The sequence below is a fragment of the Streptomyces nogalater genome (assembly GCF_039532885.1).
Taxonomy (GTDB): Bacteria; Actinomycetota; Actinomycetes; order Streptomycetales; family Streptomycetaceae; genus Streptomyces; species Streptomyces nogalater.
This window is the reverse complement of sequence record NZ_BAAASM010000026.1, coordinates 92,120-107,572: the sequence shown is the minus strand read 5'-3', so window position 1 is coordinate 107,572 and position 15,453 is coordinate 92,120. Positions and strand designations below refer to the sequence as shown.

At 72.5% G+C, this 15,453-nt stretch carries 13 protein-coding genes; 5 read left to right on the top strand and 8 right to left on the bottom strand.

The window, feature by feature from the left end:
• Positions 1–7: 7 nt before the first annotated feature.
• Positions 8–1,201: a polyamine ABC transporter substrate-binding protein gene (locus ABD350_RS18610; protein WP_344349262.1), complete on the bottom strand. Its 1,194-nt coding sequence runs from the start codon at positions 1,199–1,201 to the stop codon at positions 8–10.
• Positions 1,202–1,394: 193 nt separating this feature from the next.
• Entirely contained in the window at positions 1,395–2,834 is a 1,440-nt protein-coding gene (locus tag ABD350_RS18605; RefSeq protein WP_344349261.1) for a gamma-aminobutyraldehyde dehydrogenase, read from the bottom strand.
• A 170-nt stretch (positions 2,835–3,004) separates the two neighbouring features.
• Between ABD350_RS18605 and ABD350_RS18600 the strand changes: the two genes are divergently transcribed.
• The 5 genes from ABD350_RS18600 (at position 3,005) to ABD350_RS18580 (ending at position 8,232) form a co-directional block, all read left to right on the top strand.
• Positions 3,005–3,526 carry an Lrp/AsnC family transcriptional regulator gene (locus ABD350_RS18600; protein WP_344349260.1) on the top strand — a complete coding sequence of 174 codons (522 nt, stop codon included), beginning with the start codon at positions 3,005–3,007 and terminating at the stop codon, positions 3,524–3,526.
• Positions 3,527–3,545: 19 nt separating this feature from the next.
• On the top strand, positions 3,546–4,910 hold the full coding sequence (locus ABD350_RS18595) for an aspartate aminotransferase family protein (protein ID WP_344349259.1): 1,365 nt from the start codon (positions 3,546–3,548) through the stop codon (positions 4,908–4,910).
• Between the two features lie 189 nt (positions 4,911–5,099).
• Entirely contained in the window at positions 5,100–5,840 is a 741-nt protein-coding gene (locus ABD350_RS18590) for an ABC transporter ATP-binding protein (RefSeq protein ID WP_344349258.1), read from the top strand.
• A complete protein-coding gene (locus tag ABD350_RS18585) occupies positions 5,822–7,366 on the top strand; it encodes a hypothetical protein (RefSeq protein ID WP_344349257.1) in 1,545 nt (514 codons plus the stop codon). Before ABD350_RS18590 ends, ABD350_RS18585 begins: the two co-directional genes overlap by 19 nt.
• A 155-nt stretch (positions 7,367–7,521) precedes the next feature.
• Positions 7,522–8,232, top strand: a complete 711-nt coding sequence (locus ABD350_RS18580; protein WP_344349256.1) for an LAETG motif-containing sortase-dependent surface protein — start codon at positions 7,522–7,524, stop codon at positions 8,230–8,232.
• A 21-nt stretch (positions 8,233–8,253) separates the two neighbouring features.
• On the opposite strand, the gene ABD350_RS18575 is transcribed toward ABD350_RS18580, so the two are convergent.
• From ABD350_RS18575 to ABD350_RS18550, 6 genes are all read right to left on the bottom strand, one after another.
• Entirely contained in the window at positions 8,254–9,051 is a 798-nt protein-coding gene (locus ABD350_RS18575; protein WP_344349255.1) for a maleylpyruvate isomerase family mycothiol-dependent enzyme, read from the bottom strand.
• Between the two features lie 22 nt (positions 9,052–9,073).
• Positions 9,074–10,093 (bottom strand): ABC transporter ATP-binding protein, encoded by a 1,020-nt coding sequence (locus ABD350_RS18570; RefSeq protein ID WP_344349254.1) that lies wholly within the window; start codon positions 10,091–10,093, stop codon positions 9,074–9,076.
• A complete protein-coding gene (locus ABD350_RS18565) occupies positions 10,094–11,695 on the bottom strand; it encodes an ABC transporter permease (RefSeq protein ID WP_344349302.1) in 1,602 nt (533 codons plus the stop codon). It abuts the gene before it with no gap.
• Positions 11,696–11,742: 47 nt separating this feature from the next.
• Positions 11,743–12,816: a thiamine ABC transporter substrate-binding protein gene (locus ABD350_RS18560; RefSeq protein WP_344349253.1), complete on the bottom strand. Its 1,074-nt coding sequence runs from the start codon at positions 12,814–12,816 to the stop codon at positions 11,743–11,745.
• A 214-nt stretch (positions 12,817–13,030) separates the two neighbouring features.
• Complete coding sequence (rlmN, locus tag ABD350_RS18555) at positions 13,031–14,137, bottom strand: dual-specificity RNA methyltransferase RlmN (protein WP_344349252.1); 1,107 nt, start codon at positions 14,135–14,137, stop codon at positions 13,031–13,033.
• A 49-nt stretch (positions 14,138–14,186) separates the two neighbouring features.
• A complete protein-coding gene (locus ABD350_RS18550) occupies positions 14,187–15,359 on the bottom strand; it encodes a cytochrome P450 (protein ID WP_344349251.1) in 1,173 nt (390 codons plus the stop codon).
• Positions 15,360–15,453: the final 94 nt, after the last annotated feature.

Genomic DNA, 15,453 nt, shown 5'->3' with positions numbered 1-15,453 from the left:
GGGCGGCTCACAGGCCCACGATGCCGTTCCAGCGGCGGGTGAACTCCGGGCGTTCCGCGGAGGTGATGTCGCGGGCGACGGCCAGGCGTTCACGCATGACGGGGTCCGGGAAGATCAGGGGGTTGTCGGCGAGGGCCGCGGTGTCCTCGTCCGGGTCGGCGGCCAGTACTTCCCGGGCGGCCGGGACCGGGCAGACGTAGTTGACCCAGGCGGCGAGCTTCGCGGCGACCTCGGGTTGGTAGTAGTAGTCGATCAGCCGCTCGGCATTGGCCTTGTGCCGGGCCCGGTTGGGGATCATCAGCGAGTCCGACCACAGCTCGGCGCCCTCCTCGGGGGCGACGAAGCGGATGTCGGGGTTGTCCGCCTGGAGCTGGATGACATCGCCGGAGTACGCCTGGCAGGCCAGCACATCACCGCTGACCAGGTCCTTGGTGTAGTCGTTGCCGGTGAAGCGGCGTATCTGGCCCCGGTGCACCTCCCGCTCGATCCGGTCGCACATCCGGTGGAAGTCGTCCGCGCTCCAGCGGGTGATGTCCACGCCGTCGCCCTGCATGAGCAGCGCGAACGCCTCGTCCAGGCCGGACAGCAGGGTCACCCGGCCCTTGAGGTCCGGCGCCCAGAGGTCCTTCACATGCCGGATGTCCCGGCCGAGCTTGCGGCGGTTGTAGGCGATGCCGGTGATCCCGGACTGCCACGGCACGGTGAACCGGCGGCCCTTGTCGAAGGAGGGCGAGCGCAGCAGCGGGTCCAGGTTCCGCGCCACGTTGGGCTGGCGGGCGCGGTCCATCTCCTGGACCCAGCCCAGCCGGACGTACCGGGCGCACATCCAGTCGCTGATGACGATCAGATCCCGGCCGGTGGACCGGTGGTTCATCAGCGAGGGGCTGACCTTGCCGAAGAACTCGTCGTTGTCGTTGATCTCCTCCACGTAGTCGACGGAGATCCCGGTGCGCTTGCCGAACCCGTCCAGCGTGGGCCGCCGGTTCGGGTGGTCGTCGTCGGTGTCGATGTACAGCGGCCAGTTGGCCCAGGTCAGCCTCTTGTCGGCCGCGGACTCGTCGGCCGCGGAGCGGTCGCCGGGCTCGACATACGCGGCGGGCACCCCGCACCCGGTCAGCGCACCGAGCGCGGCGGTGGCACCGAGGGCGGCGAGCAGGGAACGGCGGGACGGCGCGGATGCGGGAGAGGAAGTCTGGGGCACCCCGGAAGCATGCCGTTTCGTCGCCCGAAGCGACAATCGACGCTGCGTCGAGCGGTCCGGCGCGGGCCCGACACCTTGTCGATCACCGTCGCACCGGCCGGGCGGCGACCGGCGCGCGTCGCCGGAAACGGAGACGGCACGGCCCCGGACGGGAGGTGAGACCCGTCCGGGGCCGTGCCGCCGTCGGCGGTGCTTACGCGTCCAGGGACGTCATCACGTGCTTGATGCGCGTGTAGTCCTCGAAGCCGTACCCCGACAGGTCCTTGCCGTAGCCAGACTTCTTGAAGCCGCCGTGGGGCATCTCGGCGACCAGCGGGATGTGGGTGTTGATCCACACGCAGCCGAAGTCGAGCCTCTTGGACATGCGCATCGCGCGGGCGTGGTCCTTGGTCCACACCGAGGACGCGAGGGCGTACTCGACGCCGTTGGCGTACTCGACGGCCTGCTCCTCGTCGGTGAAGGACTGGACGGTGATGACCGGGCCGAAGACCTCGTTCTGGATGATCTCGTCGTCCTGCTTGAGGCCGGAGACGACGGTCGGGGCGTAGAAGTAGCCCTTGTCGCCGACCCGCTGGCCGCCCGCCTCGACCTTGGCGTGCGCCGGGAGGCGGTCGATGAAGCCGGAGACCTGCTTGAGCTGGTTGGGGTTGTTCAGCGGGCCGTAGAGGACGTCCTCGTCGTCCGGCTGCCCGGTCTTGGTCTCGGACGCGGCCTTGGCGAGCGCGGCCACGAACTCGTCGTGGATGGACTCGTGGACGAGGACGCGGGTCGCGGCCGTACAGTCCTGGCCGGCGTTGAAGAAGCCCGCCATGGAGATGTCCTCGACGGCCTTGGCGATGTCGGTGTCCTCGAAGACCACGACCGGGGCCTTGCCGCCCAGCTCCAGGTGGACCCGCTTGAGGTCCTTGGAGGCGGACTCGGCGACGGACATGCCGGCGCGCACGGAACCGGTGATGGAGGCCATCGCCGGGGTCTCGTGCTCGACCATCAGCCGGCCGGTGTCGCGGTCGCCGCAGACGACGTTGAAGACGCCCTTGGGCAGGATGGAGCCGATGATCTCGGCCATCAGAACCGTGGAGGCGGGGGTGGTGTCCGAGGGCTTCAGCACGACCGTGTTGCCCGCCGCGATGGCCGGGGCGAACTTCCACACGGCCATCATCATCGGGTAGTTCCACGGCGCGACCTGTGCGCAGACGCCGACCGGCTCACGGCGGATGATCGAGGTCATCCCCTCCATGTACTCGCCGGCCGAGCGGCCCTCCAGCATCCGGGCCGCACCCGCGAAGAAGCGGATCTGGTCGACCATCGGCGGGATCTCCTCGGAGCGGGTCAGCCCGATGGGCTTGCCCGTGTTCTCCACCTCGGCCGCGATCAGTTCCTCGGCGCGCTCCTCGAACGCGTCGGCGATCTTCAGGAGGGCCTTCTGCCGCTCGGCGGGGGTGGTGTCGCGCCAGGCCGGGAAGGCACGGGCGGCGGCCTCCATGGCGGCGTCGACGTCCGCCCGCCCGGACAGCGGCGCGGTCGCGTACGCCTCGCCCGTCGCGGGGTTGACCACCTCGGTGGTCCGTCCGTCGGCGGCGTCCCGGAACTCACCGTCGATGTAGTTGCGCAGACGACGCAGCTCGGTGCTCACTGCCGGCCTCCTGATCTGGTTCTGACTGTCCGATCGCTGAGACACCCACCCTAATCGCCGCACCCACGTTTTCAACACCCCCTCCCCCGCTCGATCTGCGAAATCCGCACGGTCACGTCTCTCAAACAACGGATTTCATCGATCCGGCCTTGCAAAACTGTCGAGACCTGGTGCACAGTGAGGTCGTGGCCAGTCGAAGCGCAGACCAGAGGGACTCGCCCCGCGAGTCAAGGAACGGCAACAGTCCCCAGCTGGACGCCGTCTCCCTCGCCATCATTCAGCAGCTCCAGGAGGACGGCCGCCGGCCGTACGCCGCGATCGGCAAGGCCGTCGGCCTGTCCGAGGCGGCCGTGCGCCAGCGTGTGCAGAAGCTGCTGGACCAGGGCGTGATGCAGATCGTCGCCGTCACGGACCCGCTGACCGTGGGCTTCCGCCGGCAGGCGATGGTCGGGATCAACGTCGAGGGCGATGTCGAGTCGATCGCGGACGCGCTGACTGCCATGTCGGAAGTCGAGTACGTGGTGATGACCGCGGGCTCGTTCGACATCCTCGCCGAGATCGTCTGCGAGGACGACGACCACCTGCTGGACGTCATCAACAAACGCATCCGGGCCCTGCCCGGGGTGCGCTCCACCGAGAGCTTCGTCTACCTGAAGCTCAAGAAGCAGACCTACATGTGGGGAACCCGATAACCGTGAGGACCCGATAACCGTGAGCACCAAGGACCTCAGCCGCACCGCGTACGACCACCTGTGGATGCACTTCACCCGCATGTCCTCGTACGAGAACTCCCCCGTCCCGACCATCGTCCGGGGTGAGGGCACCTACATCTACGACGACAAGGGCAAGCGCTACCTCGACGGTCTCGCGGGTCTGTTCGTGGTCCAGGCCGGTCACGGCCGCACGGAACTCGCCGAGACCGCCGCCAAGCAGGCGCAGGAGCTGGCCTTCTTCCCGGTGTGGTCCTACGCCCACCCGAAGGCCGTCGAGCTGGCCGAGCGCCTGGCGGGCGAAGCCCCCGGCGACCTGAACAAGGTCTTCTTCACCACCGGCGGCGGCGAGGCCGTCGAGACCGCCTGGAAGCTCGCCAAGCAGTACTTCAAGCTGGTCGGCAAGCCCACCAAGTACAAGGTCATCTCCCGCGCGGTCGCCTACCACGGCACCCCGCAGGGCGCCCTGTCCATCACCGGCCTGCCGGGCCTGAAGGCACCCTTCGAGCCGCTGGTGCCGGGCGCGCACAAGGTGCCGAACACCAACATCTACCGCGCGCCGCTCTTCGGCGACGACCCCGAGGCCTTCGGCCGCTGGGCCGCCGACCAGATCGAGCAGCAGATCCTCTTCGAGGGCCCGGACACCGTCGCCGCGGTCTTCCTGGAGCCGGTGCAGAACGCCGGCGGCTGCTTCCCGCCGCCCCCCGGCTACTTCCAGCGCGTGCGCGAGATCTGCGACAAGTACGACGTCCTGCTCGTGTCGGACGAGGTCATCTGCGCCTTCGGCCGCCTCGGCACGACGTTCGCCTGCGACAAGTTCGGCTACGTCCCGGACATGATCACCTGCGCCAAGGGCATGACCTCGGGCTACTCCCCGATCGGCGCCTGCATCATCTCCGACCGCCTCGCCGAGCCGTTCTACAAGGGCGACAACACCTTCCTGCACGGCTACACCTTCGGCGGCCACCCGGTCTCCGCCGCGGTGGGCCTGGCCAACCTCGACCTGTTCGAGCGGGAGAACCTCAACCAGCACGTGCTGGACAACGAGGGCGCCTTCCTGCAGACCCTGCAGAAGCTGCACGACCTGCCGATCGTCGGCGACGTCCGCGGCAACGGCTTCTTCTACGGCATCGAGCTGGTGAAGGACAAGAACACCAAGGAGTCCTTCAACGAGGAGGAGACCGAGCGCGTCCTGTACGGGTTCCTCTCCAAGGCGCTGTTCGACAACGGCCTGTACTGCCGTGCCGACGACCGCGGCGACCCGGTCATCCAGCTCGCCCCGCCGCTGATCTCCACCCAGGAGACCTTCGACGAGATCGAGCAGATCCTGCGGGCCACCCTCACGGAGGCGTGGACCAAGCTCTGATCATCCGACCGGATGACCGAGCCGGCCCCGGTGCCGTCCGTTCGAGTGGGAACGGCGGCCCGGGGCCGCGTGCTGTCCGGGCTCCCGTCCGGGACCTGCCTAGCGTGCCCAGTGACCGATCGGCCCAGCCTTCGTTCCCCCGGACGGGGGAACAGCACGGGAAAACGGATCAGAACCGAGGTGTACGCCATGGAGGCCCCACCGGACAACGACGTGCTCTGGGCACGCTCCCTGCACTTCACGCACCGCGACGGCTCCCCCGGGCTGGCCGGGGTCTCGCTCGGCGTACGGCAGGGTGAGATTTTCGCCGTCAGCGGTCCGCGCGGCAGCGGCAAGACCACCCTGCTGCGCTGTCTGTCCGGCCTGGTGCCGGTGTGCTCCGGCGAGGTCTGGTTCAACAGCTCCCCCCTGCACACGCTCGGCCCCGCCGCCCGCGAGCGGCTGCGCCGGGGACGCTTCGGCTGGATCGACCCCGAACCCGTCCTGATCCCCGAGCTGAACGTCTGGGAGAACGCCGCCCTCCCGCTGATGCTGCGCGGCCTCGGCCGCAGCCGGGCCAAGGTGTGCGCGCTGGAGTGGCTGGAACGCCTGGACGTCGGCGACAAGGCCCGCTGCCGCCCGCGCGCGCTGCGGCACGCCGAACGCCAGCGCGTCGCCATCGCCCGCGCGCTCGCCCCCGGCCCCGAAGTCCTGTTCGCCGACGAGCCGACCGCGCCGCTGCACCGCGCCGACCGCACCCATGTGCTGCGCACCCTGGCCACGGCCGCCCGCTCGCACGGCATCACGGTCGTCCTCGCCACCCACGACCCGGACACCGCCGCCCTCGCCGACCGTACGGTGGCCCTGCTGGACGGGCGTCGCGTGCACACCGTGCACCTGCCGGACGTCCCCGACACGGGAGGCCGGGCCGCGTGCTCGCTCTCCGTCTGAGCCGCGCCGCCCGGCCCGCCGTCCAGCTGCGCCGCCTGCTGGTGGCCGCCGCCTCGGCGGGCACCGGCCTGCTGCTGCTCTCCAGCCTCGCCCGCGCCCTGGCGCACCCGGAGGCCGCGGACGCCGCCGCGCTGCGCCTGGCCTGGTGCGCGGCGCCGCTCGCCGCCACGGTGTACCTGGCGCTCGCGGTGGCCCGCACCGACCCCGGCACCCGGCCGCGCACCGGCCTGTCCGCCGTGGGTCTGGGCCCGGCCCGGCTCATGGCCCTGTCCGCGCTGACGACGGCCCTGTCCTGCGTCCTGGGCTCGCTGCTGGCCCTGCTGTTCTTCCTGCACCTGCGCGGCGACCTCACGGGCCTGCCGTTCGACGGCGCGGCGGCCGGCCTCCTGGCCGCCGGGCAGCCCCTCCCGGTCCCGGCGGCCGTGACCCTGCTGACCGTGCTCCCGGTCACGGCGACGGCGGCGGTGGCCGTGGCGCTCCGCCCGCGCGACCCCCACCCACCGTCCCGGGGCGCACGACGGTTCGGCCGCTTCGGCGCCTTCGACGGCCCGGCCGGACGGGAGACGTTCGGAGCGTACGGCAGATTCGGCGCCCGCCTCCCGGCACCGCATGGGGACGACCGCGCGGCGGCGGACGGGGACGGTCACGCGACGGCGGCGGCCGGGGACGGACGTACGGCGGCGGCCGGGAACGGCAGTGCCTCAGCGACCGGGAACGGTCGTACCGGGGTGGCCGGGAACGGTCGTACAGAGGTGACCGGGAACGGTAGTCGCACGGCGAACGGGGACGGTCGCACCGCGACGCACGGGGACAGCGGTGTCGCGGCGACCGGGAGCCGTCGTGCCGTGGCGGCCGGGGGTCGTCGTGCCGTGGCGGCCGTTCTCCTGGAGGTGGGCGGCGAGCGTTCCGTGTCGGAGGACGAACCGGAGCCGCCGGTCCCGGACGCCGAGGCCGGGTCCCCCGCCGGTCTGCCCTGGGGGGTGGCCCTCGTCACCGCCGGGCTGGCCGCGCAGGCCTACGCCGGCCGGTCCGCCCCCGCCCCCGCTCTCACCGTCCTCCTCGGCTGGCTCCTCACCGGCACCGGCCTGGTGCTGGCCGGCCCCGGCCTCACCCACCTGTGCGGCAGGCTGCTCCAGGCCGGCCGGCCGGGTGCGCTACGGCTGCTGGCTGGCCGGGGCCTGATGGCGGAGGCCACCCGGATCGGCCGACCCCTCGGCGTGGTCTGCGCGGTGGCGTCCGCCGGATGCGCGCTGACCGCCCTGTCCGGCGGCCCGGCCCCGGCCTTCGGGCCGCTGTCCGCGCTCGGCGCGCTCGTCGTCGGCGGCGCCACGCTCGCCACCCTGCTCACCGCGGCCGTGGAGTCCCGCCAGTACCGCGCGGGCACCACCGCCGCGCTGCTCCGCCTGGGCGCGCGCCCCGCCCTGCTGCGCGGCGCCGCCGCCCTGCGCGCCGCCGCCCTGCCGGTCCTGTTCGGCCCGCTCGTCCTGGCGGTCGCCGCGCTGTCGGCCCTGCCCCTGAGCCGCTGACCGCCGCGGCCCCGGCACGGAAACACGCGCAAACATCGGGGCGTTAATAAGCGGGCAAAGCCAACGTCCGCCGGTGGCCCGTGCGTTGACACTGCTCGGGGAGCGCGCTCCCTCCACCCCCCGCGACCGCACTCTGTGAAGGACAAACGTTGTCCATGACCCGCCGTAGCCTCCGCCGTTCCGTCACCGTGCTGGGCCTGGCCACCGGATCGGCCGCCCTGATATGCGGCCTGGCCGGCTCCGCTCTCGCGCACACCATCGACGACTTCGCCGCCGCGGCCACGTGTGACGGCGGCAAGGGCGTCATCGTCGTCACCGGCACCGACCCCTTTGCCGCCGACGCCACCGTCAGCGTCTTCGCCAAGGGCGCCGCGGGTGTCGAGACGAAGGTCGGCGAGCAGCCGGTCAAGGGATCCGAGCGGGGCTCCCGGGTCGTCTTCCCGGCGGGCTGGAAGCCGGGCGCGGTCTACCGGGTCCATGTCACGGCCGGCCGGCGCGTCGACCAGGACATCCGGCCCGACCTGGTGACGCCGTCCACACCCTGCGCGGCCGAGAGCGCAGCCGCGACGCCGACGGCCGGCACCACCCCGTCCCTCTCCCCGTCCCCGTCGCTCTCCACGGCCCCGACCCTCTCCGTGACCGCGACCATGACCGCGTCCGCCCCGGCCGAGCCGGTGCCGTCGGCCTCCGTGCCGGCTTCCGCCCCCGCCGGCGGCCCGGGCAACGTGCCGTCCCCGGCGGCCGGCGACTCCGGCCTCGCCGAGACCGGTGCGAACTCCCGCACCCCGCTGATCGCCGGTCTCGCGGCGGCCCTGGTCGTGGTCGGCGGGGGCGCGGTCTGGTTCGGCATGCGCCGCCGCGGCTGAACCCCGCCTTCGGCGCCGGCCTCAGCCGAACGTGGCCCGCTCCAGCCAGAACTCCAGAAGCTCCCGGTCGCCGAGCACCTCCAGGCCGGGGCCGTCCGGCGGCAGCCGGCGGTAGAAGGCGAGCAGCACGGAGGTGAGCGGGCCACGCAGGGCGACCGTGGCCTTCTCGTGCCCGCGCCGCCAGCGCACACCGTCCGGGCCCAGCTCGACGAGCCATTCGGCGTTCAGGGCCGGATCGGCGTCGGTGGCGTGCAGATGGAGGGTGCGGCCGGGCCCGCGCAGCTCGCGTGCCCGCTCGTCGGCCGTGTTGCGCTGCACCCACTCCACGAGCTGGAGCCACTCGTCCAGCGCGTCCGCCGCGATGTCCGGCGCGACCTCGTAGGGCAGTCCGGCGGCGAGCGTGGCGTCGGCGCGGTGCACGGTGATCTCGTGCGTCACCCGGCGGGCCCAGAAACCGGCGGTCGGCGCCCAGGCCCAGGCCCACACCTCGGCGTCGGGACCGGCCTCGCGCAGCGCACCGACGACCCGCTCCCCGGCGTCCGCGAGCCAGGCGTCCAGCGCCGCCGCGTCCCCGCGCCGCTCCGGCCCGCCGAACAGCGGGACCCGCTCGTCGGGGATGTTCTCCCGCGCCCGGCCGCGCACCAGGGCGTCCACCCAGCGCAGGGCGCCGCCCAGGTGCCGCAGGAGGTCCTCCAGCGACCAGTCGGGGCAGGTCGGCACGGTCGCGGACAGGTCGGCGCCGGAGGTCACCACGGCCCTCAACCGGCCGACCTGGTAGGCGATTTCGTCGCAGTAACGGTCATGGGTGAGTACGGACATGGCCTCACCCTAGGGCGAACGATCAGTCCAGTACGGCGATTTCCGCCGCGTCGAACTCCACGCCGACCCGGGCACCGGGCTCGGGCGCGTCCCGCAGCGCGCAGGCCGCCTCCAGCCGCGGGCCGTCCGCCGGCTGGAGGTGGACGGCCACGTGGGTGCCCTTGAACGTGCGGGCGGCCACCGTGCAGGGCAGGCCCTGGTCGGCGGGCACCAGCCGGACCCCGGCCGGGCGGACCAGGACCGTACGGCTGCCCTGGGCCGAGCCGTCGGGCACCGGCAGCTTGCCCCAGGGGCTGTCGGCGGCCGTGCCGGCGACGGTCGCCGGGACCACGTTCTCGAAGCCGAGGAAGCGGGCCACGAACGCGTCGGCGGGCCGCTGCCACACCTCGATGGGCGTCCCGGACTGCGCGATCCGCCCGTCCCGCATCACCACCACCCGGTCGGCCAGCGCGAACGCCTCGCCCTGGTCGTGGGTCACGGCGAGCACGGTCGTGCCCAGCCGGCCGAACAGTTCCCGCAGTTCGACCACGAGACGTTCACGCAGCGAGCGGTCGAGCTGGCCGAGCGGCTCGTCCAGCATGAGCAGCCGGGGCCGGGGGGCGAGCGCCCGGGCGAGGGCCACGCGCTGCTGCTCGCCGCCGGACAGGGCGGCCACGGCCCGCCGGGCGGCCCCCGGCAGACCGACCAGGTCGAGCAACCGGCCGGCCTCGGCGTCCCGTTCGCGTCGGGCGACCCCGTGCATGCGCAGCCCGAAGGCCACGTTGGCGCCCACGTCCCGCTGCGGGAACAGCTGGTGGTCCTGGAACATCAGGCCGACATCGCGCTGGTGCGCGGGCACCCCCTTCTGGTCGCGGCCGTCGAGCAACACCCGACCGGAGTCCAGGGGTTGCAGTCCGGCGACCGCCCGGAGCAGGGTCGACTTCCCGCTGCCGCTGGGACCGAGCACGCACACCACCTCGTGCTCGGCGACATCGAGGCCGACCCGGTCCAAAACGGCCCGCCCGCCGAAACGCACGGTCGCGGCATCCAGGCTCAGCAGCATCTAGAACTCCCCCGTCCGGTCGGTGCGCAGCCGCTCCAGGACGAGCAGCGCGACGGCGCACACCACCATCAGAATGGTCGAAAGGGCCATGGCCTGCCCGTAGTTGAGATCGCCGGGGCGGCTGAGCAGCCGGGCCACGGCGACCGGCAGCGTGGGGTTGTCGGGCCGGGCGATGAACACGGTCGCCCCGAACTCGCCGAGCGACACGGCGAACGCGAAACCGGCCGCGACCAGCAGCGCCCGCCGCACCAACGGCAGGTCCACCTCCCGCCACACCCGCCAGGGCGGGGCGCCGAGCACGGCGGCGGCCTCCCGGAGGCGTACGTCCACCGCGCGCAGCACGGGCAGCATGGTGCGTACGACGAAGGGGGCGCCGACCAGTGCCTGGGCGAGCGGTACCAGGATCCAGGACTGGCGCAGGTTCAGCGGCGGCTTGTCGAGGGCGATCAGGAAGCCGAAGCCGACGGTGACGGCGGACACGCCGAGCGGCAGCATCAGCAGCGCGTCGAAGCCCCGTACCAGTCGTCCGGCGTCCCGGCGGGCCAGCGCGGCGGCGGCGAGCCCGCCGATCACCACGGCGATGGCGGTGGCGGCGACGGCGTACTGGAGCGAGGTCCACACCGCGTGCACGGGCGCCACCAGGAACGTACCGCCGTCGGTGTCGGTCAGCGCCCGGTAGTAGCCGAAGCCGGGTGCGTCGAGGGAGCGGCGGACGAGGACGCCGAGCGGCAGCACCAGGAGCAGGGCGACGGTGGCGAGGACGGCGGCGAGCAGCGCCCACTGTCCGGCCCCGCGCGGCCGGCGGGCGGTCACGGAGGCGTCGACGAGGCGTAGCGCGGTCTCCCGCCGCCGTACCGTCCAGGCGTGTACGGCGAGGATCGCGCCGACGGCGGCGAACTGCACGAGGGTGAGGACGGCGGCCGTGGTCAGGTCGAAGGCCTCGGAGGTCTGCCGGTAGATCTCCACCTCGATGGTGGAGAAGGCGGGGCCGCCGAGGATCCGTACGACGCCGAAGGAGGTGAAGGTGAACAGGAACACCATCAGGGCGGCGGCGGCCACGGCGGGCCCGAGCGCCGGGAGGGTGACCCGGCGCCAGGCCTGGACCGGGGAGGCGCCCAGCATCCGCGCGGCCTCCTCCTGCCGGGGGTCGAGCTGCGCCCACAGCCCGCCGACGGTGCGGACGACGACCGCGTAGTTGAAGAAGACATGGGCGAGCAGGATCGCCCACACCGTGGTGTCCAGCCGTACCCCCCACAGCTCGTCCAGCAGGCCGTTCCGCCCGACCAGGGTCAGGAAGGCGCTGCCGGCGACGACGGTCGGCAGCACGAACGGCACCGTGACGACGGCCCGCAGCACCTGTCTGCCGGGGAAGTCGAGGCGGGCGAAGACATAGGCGGCGGGCAGGGCGAGCAGCAGCGTGAGCGCGGTGGAGGCGAGCGCCTGCCAGGTGGTGAACCACAGCACGTGCCGGATGTCGGGACGGGCGACGACCTCCACGATCCGCCCGAACTGCCAGGTGCCGTCCGTCTTCAGGCCGCGGGTGACGATCGCGGCGACGGGCCAGGCGAAGAACAGCGCGAAGAACACGACGGGCAGGGCCATCAGCCCGAGCCGCGCCGCGCTTCCGCGCCGGCTTCGCACCTTGGCGGTCACTTCCGTACGAGCGATGTCCACGCGGAGACCCACTGGTCGCGGTTGGCGGCGATCTTGTCGGGGGCCAGGGTCCGGGGATCCTTGGCGGCCGGACCGTACTCGGTGAAGTCGGCGGGCACGGCGGCGCCCTCCACGACCGGGTAGACGAACATGTTCAGCGGCATGTCCTGCTGGAACTCGCGGGTGAGCAGGAAGTCCAGGAGCGCCTTGCCGCCCTCGGGGTTCCTCGCGTTGCTCAGCAGGCCGGCGTACTCGGTCTGCCGGAAGCAGGTGCCGTACGCCACCCCGGTCGGCGCGGTGGCGGGCCGCTTCTTGGCGTAGATCACCTCGGCGGGCGGGGAGGAGGCGTACGACACCACCAGCGGCCGGTCGCCGCCGGCCTCCTTCCCCTGGGAGGAGCCGGAGAACTCCTGGTAGTACGCCTGCTCCCAGCCGTCGACCACCTTGACGCCGTTGGCCTTGAGCTTCTTCCAGTACTCCGGCCAGCCCTGGTCGCCGAATTGCGCGGCGCTGCCGAGCAGGAAGCCGAGGCCCGGCGAGGAGGTGGCCGCGTTCTCGGTGACGAGGAGGTTCTTGTACGCGGGCTTGGCGAGGTCGGCGAAGGTCTGCGGCGGGGTCAGCTTGTGCGCGCTGAACCAGGCCTTGTCGTAGTTCACGCAGATGTCACCGGTGTCGACGGGCGTGACCCGGTGCTTGTCCTGGTCGACGCGGTTCTCCGGCCGGACGGAGCCGGCGCCCTTCGGCTCGTAGGGCTGGAACAGTCCGTTGTCCAGGGCGCGGGAGAGCAGGGTGTTGTCGACGCCGAAGAAGACGTCGCCCTGCGGGTTGTCCTTGGTCAGGATCGCCTTGTTGACGGCCTGACCGGCGTCGCCGTCCTTGAGGACCCTGAGCTTGTACCCGGACCGCTTCTCGAAGTCCTTGACGACGCTCTTGGAGACGCTCCACGAGTCGTGGCTGACCAGGGTGACGGTCTTGGGGTCCGAGGACGGACCGGACTCCGTCGCACCGCACGCGGACAGCGCGAGCATGCCGAGCCCCGCCGCCACGGCCACGAGGGTCTTGTTGTGCACTGGATGTCCTCCTGGGGGTTGGCCAGGAAGAGACGCGGCCCTGCCCGGGGCGCCGCGAGGGCGGCCCGGGCAGGGCGCAACAGCTTGAGTGATGACCGAACTTCCTACCCAGAATGACCTGGGCGAGGTTCAGAGGGTCTGCGGCCCGGTTGCCGCACTCTCAGCGCTGTGGCGCTCCCCTGTCGGAATATGAAGATATGTGGACCTGGTCAGGTTACCGCTCGGTGGCCGCGAGCTGACCACAGGCTCCGTCGATCTCCTGACCACGGGTGTCCCGGATGGTGACGGCCACACCATGGGCGGCGATGGCCTCCACGAACGCCTTCTCGTCCTCCGGCCGCGACGCCGTCCACTTCGACCCCGGCGTGGGGTTCAGCGGGATGAGGTTGACGTGCACGGGCTTGCCCTTGAGCAGCCGGCCGAGCCGGTCGCCGCGCCAGGCCTGGTCGTTGATGTCCCGGATCAGCGCGTACTCGATGGACAGCCGGCGGCCCGACTTCTCGGTGTACTCGAACCCGGCGTCCAGCACCTCGCGCACCTTCCACCGCGTGTTCACGGGGACGAGGGTGTCGCGCAGTTCGTCGTCGGGGGCGTGCAGGGAGATCGCCAGCCGGCACTTGAAGCCCTCGTCGGCGAACCGGTGGATGGCCGGCACCAGACCGACCGTCGAGACGGTGATCCCGCGCTGGGAGAGTCCGAGCCCGTCCGGGGCGGGGTCGGTGAGCGCCCGGATGGCCCCGACGACCCGGTTGTAGTTGGCGAGCGGCTCGCCCATCCCCATGAAGACGATGTTGGACAGCCGCGCGGGCCCACCGGGCACCTCGCCGTCGCGCAGCGCCCGCATGCCGTCGACGATCTGGTGGACGATCTCCGCGGTGGACAGGTTCCGGTCCAGCCCCGCCTGCCCGGTCGCGCAGAACGGGCAGTTCATGCCGCAACCGGCCTGCGAGCTGATGCACATGGTCACCCGGTCCGGGTACCGCATCAGCACGGACTCGACCAGCGTGCCGTCGAAGAGCCGCCACAGCGTCTTGCGGGTGGCGCCCTCGTCGGTGGACAGATGGCGGACGACGGTCATCAGCTCCGGGAACAGCGCTTCCTGGAGCTTGGCACGCGAACCGGCGGGGATGTCGGTCCACTGCTCCGGGTCGTGCGCGTACCGCGCGAAGTAGTGCTGCGAGAGCTGCTTGGCACGGAACGGCTTCTCGCCGATCCCGGCCACCGCGTCCTTGCGCTCGGCGGGCGTGAGGTCGGCGAGATGCCGCGGCGGCTTCTTGGCTCCGCGCGGCGCGACAAAAGTGAGTTCTCCGGGCTTAGGCATGGCCTTACCAGTGTCGCAGATCCAGTCGGGTGACCCGGAAAGCCCGCTGTCACCAGGTCACCGGCAGGGTTCTCGGGCCACGGATCAGGCCCCGGCGCTGGAACTCGACCTGCTCGGGGGGTACGGCCAGCCGGAGGGCGGGGAAGCGGGCGAGGACGGCGCCGATCATGACCTCGGCCTCCATGCGGGCCATGACGGCGGCCAGGCAGTGGTGCGGGCCGTGGCCGAAGGCCAGGTGGGCGAGGTGGTCCCGGTCGAAGTCCAGGGCGTCGGGGTCGGGGAACGCCTGGGGGTCGCGGTTCGCGGCGAGGTAGGCGTTGTAGACCACGTCACCGGCGCGGATCAGCCGGCCGCCGACCTCGACGTCCTCGGTGGCGATCCGCGGGATGCCGACGCCGTTGCGGTGCGGGACGTAGCGGAACAGTTCCTCCACGGCCCGCGGCAGCAGCTGTGGCTCGCGGCGCAGCCGGTCCAGGTGGCCGGGGTGGGTGAGCAGCGCGTACATCATCGAGCCGCTGTTGTTGCGGACCGCGTGGCCGCCGCTGACCTGCACGGCGATCGCGAGGGAGACCGCCTCGTCGTCGGTGATCTCGCCCGCGGCGGCGGCCCGCGCCAGCACCCCGGCCAGGTCCTCGCGGGGCTCCTCGCGACGGCGCCGGAGCAGTCCGGCGATCCGCTCCCGGGTCGCCTTCGCGGCCTCCCGGGCGCGCTCCTCGGACTGCGCGCCCGCCGACAACAGGGCCTCTCCGGTCGCGGCCCAGTCCTGCCGGTCCTCGTCGGCCACGCCGAGGAAGTCGCGGAGCACGGCGAGCGGGAACGGGCCGTGCAGCTGCTCCATGAGGTCGGCCGGGGCGCCGGCGCGCGCCATCCCGTCGAGCAGCTCGGCGGCCCTGCGCTCGGCGAGCGGACGCAGCCGCCGCATGCTCCGCCCGGTGAACGCGCGGGCGACGACCCGGCGCAACCGGGTGTGCCGGGGCGGGTCGACGTACTGCAGGCCTGCCGTCTGCGAGGCGACCGGCACCGGGCGCATGGTGGTGACCTCGCGGCCGACGACCCGTTCCCGGGAGAAGCGCGGGTCGGAGGTGACGAACCGGACGTCCTCGTACCGGGTGACCAGCCAGGCCCAGCCCTCGCCGTACGGCAGCCTGATCCGGGTGACCGGCTCGTCGCGCAGCACCCCGTCCAGGAACGGATCCGGATCGAGCGCGGACAGATCGTCCACGGACCAGAACCGCACCGGCGGATCGGGGACGGAGGCGGGACGCGGGGACGCGGAGGCAACAGGGGACCCCGAGCCGGACGCCGGGGGCGTGGAG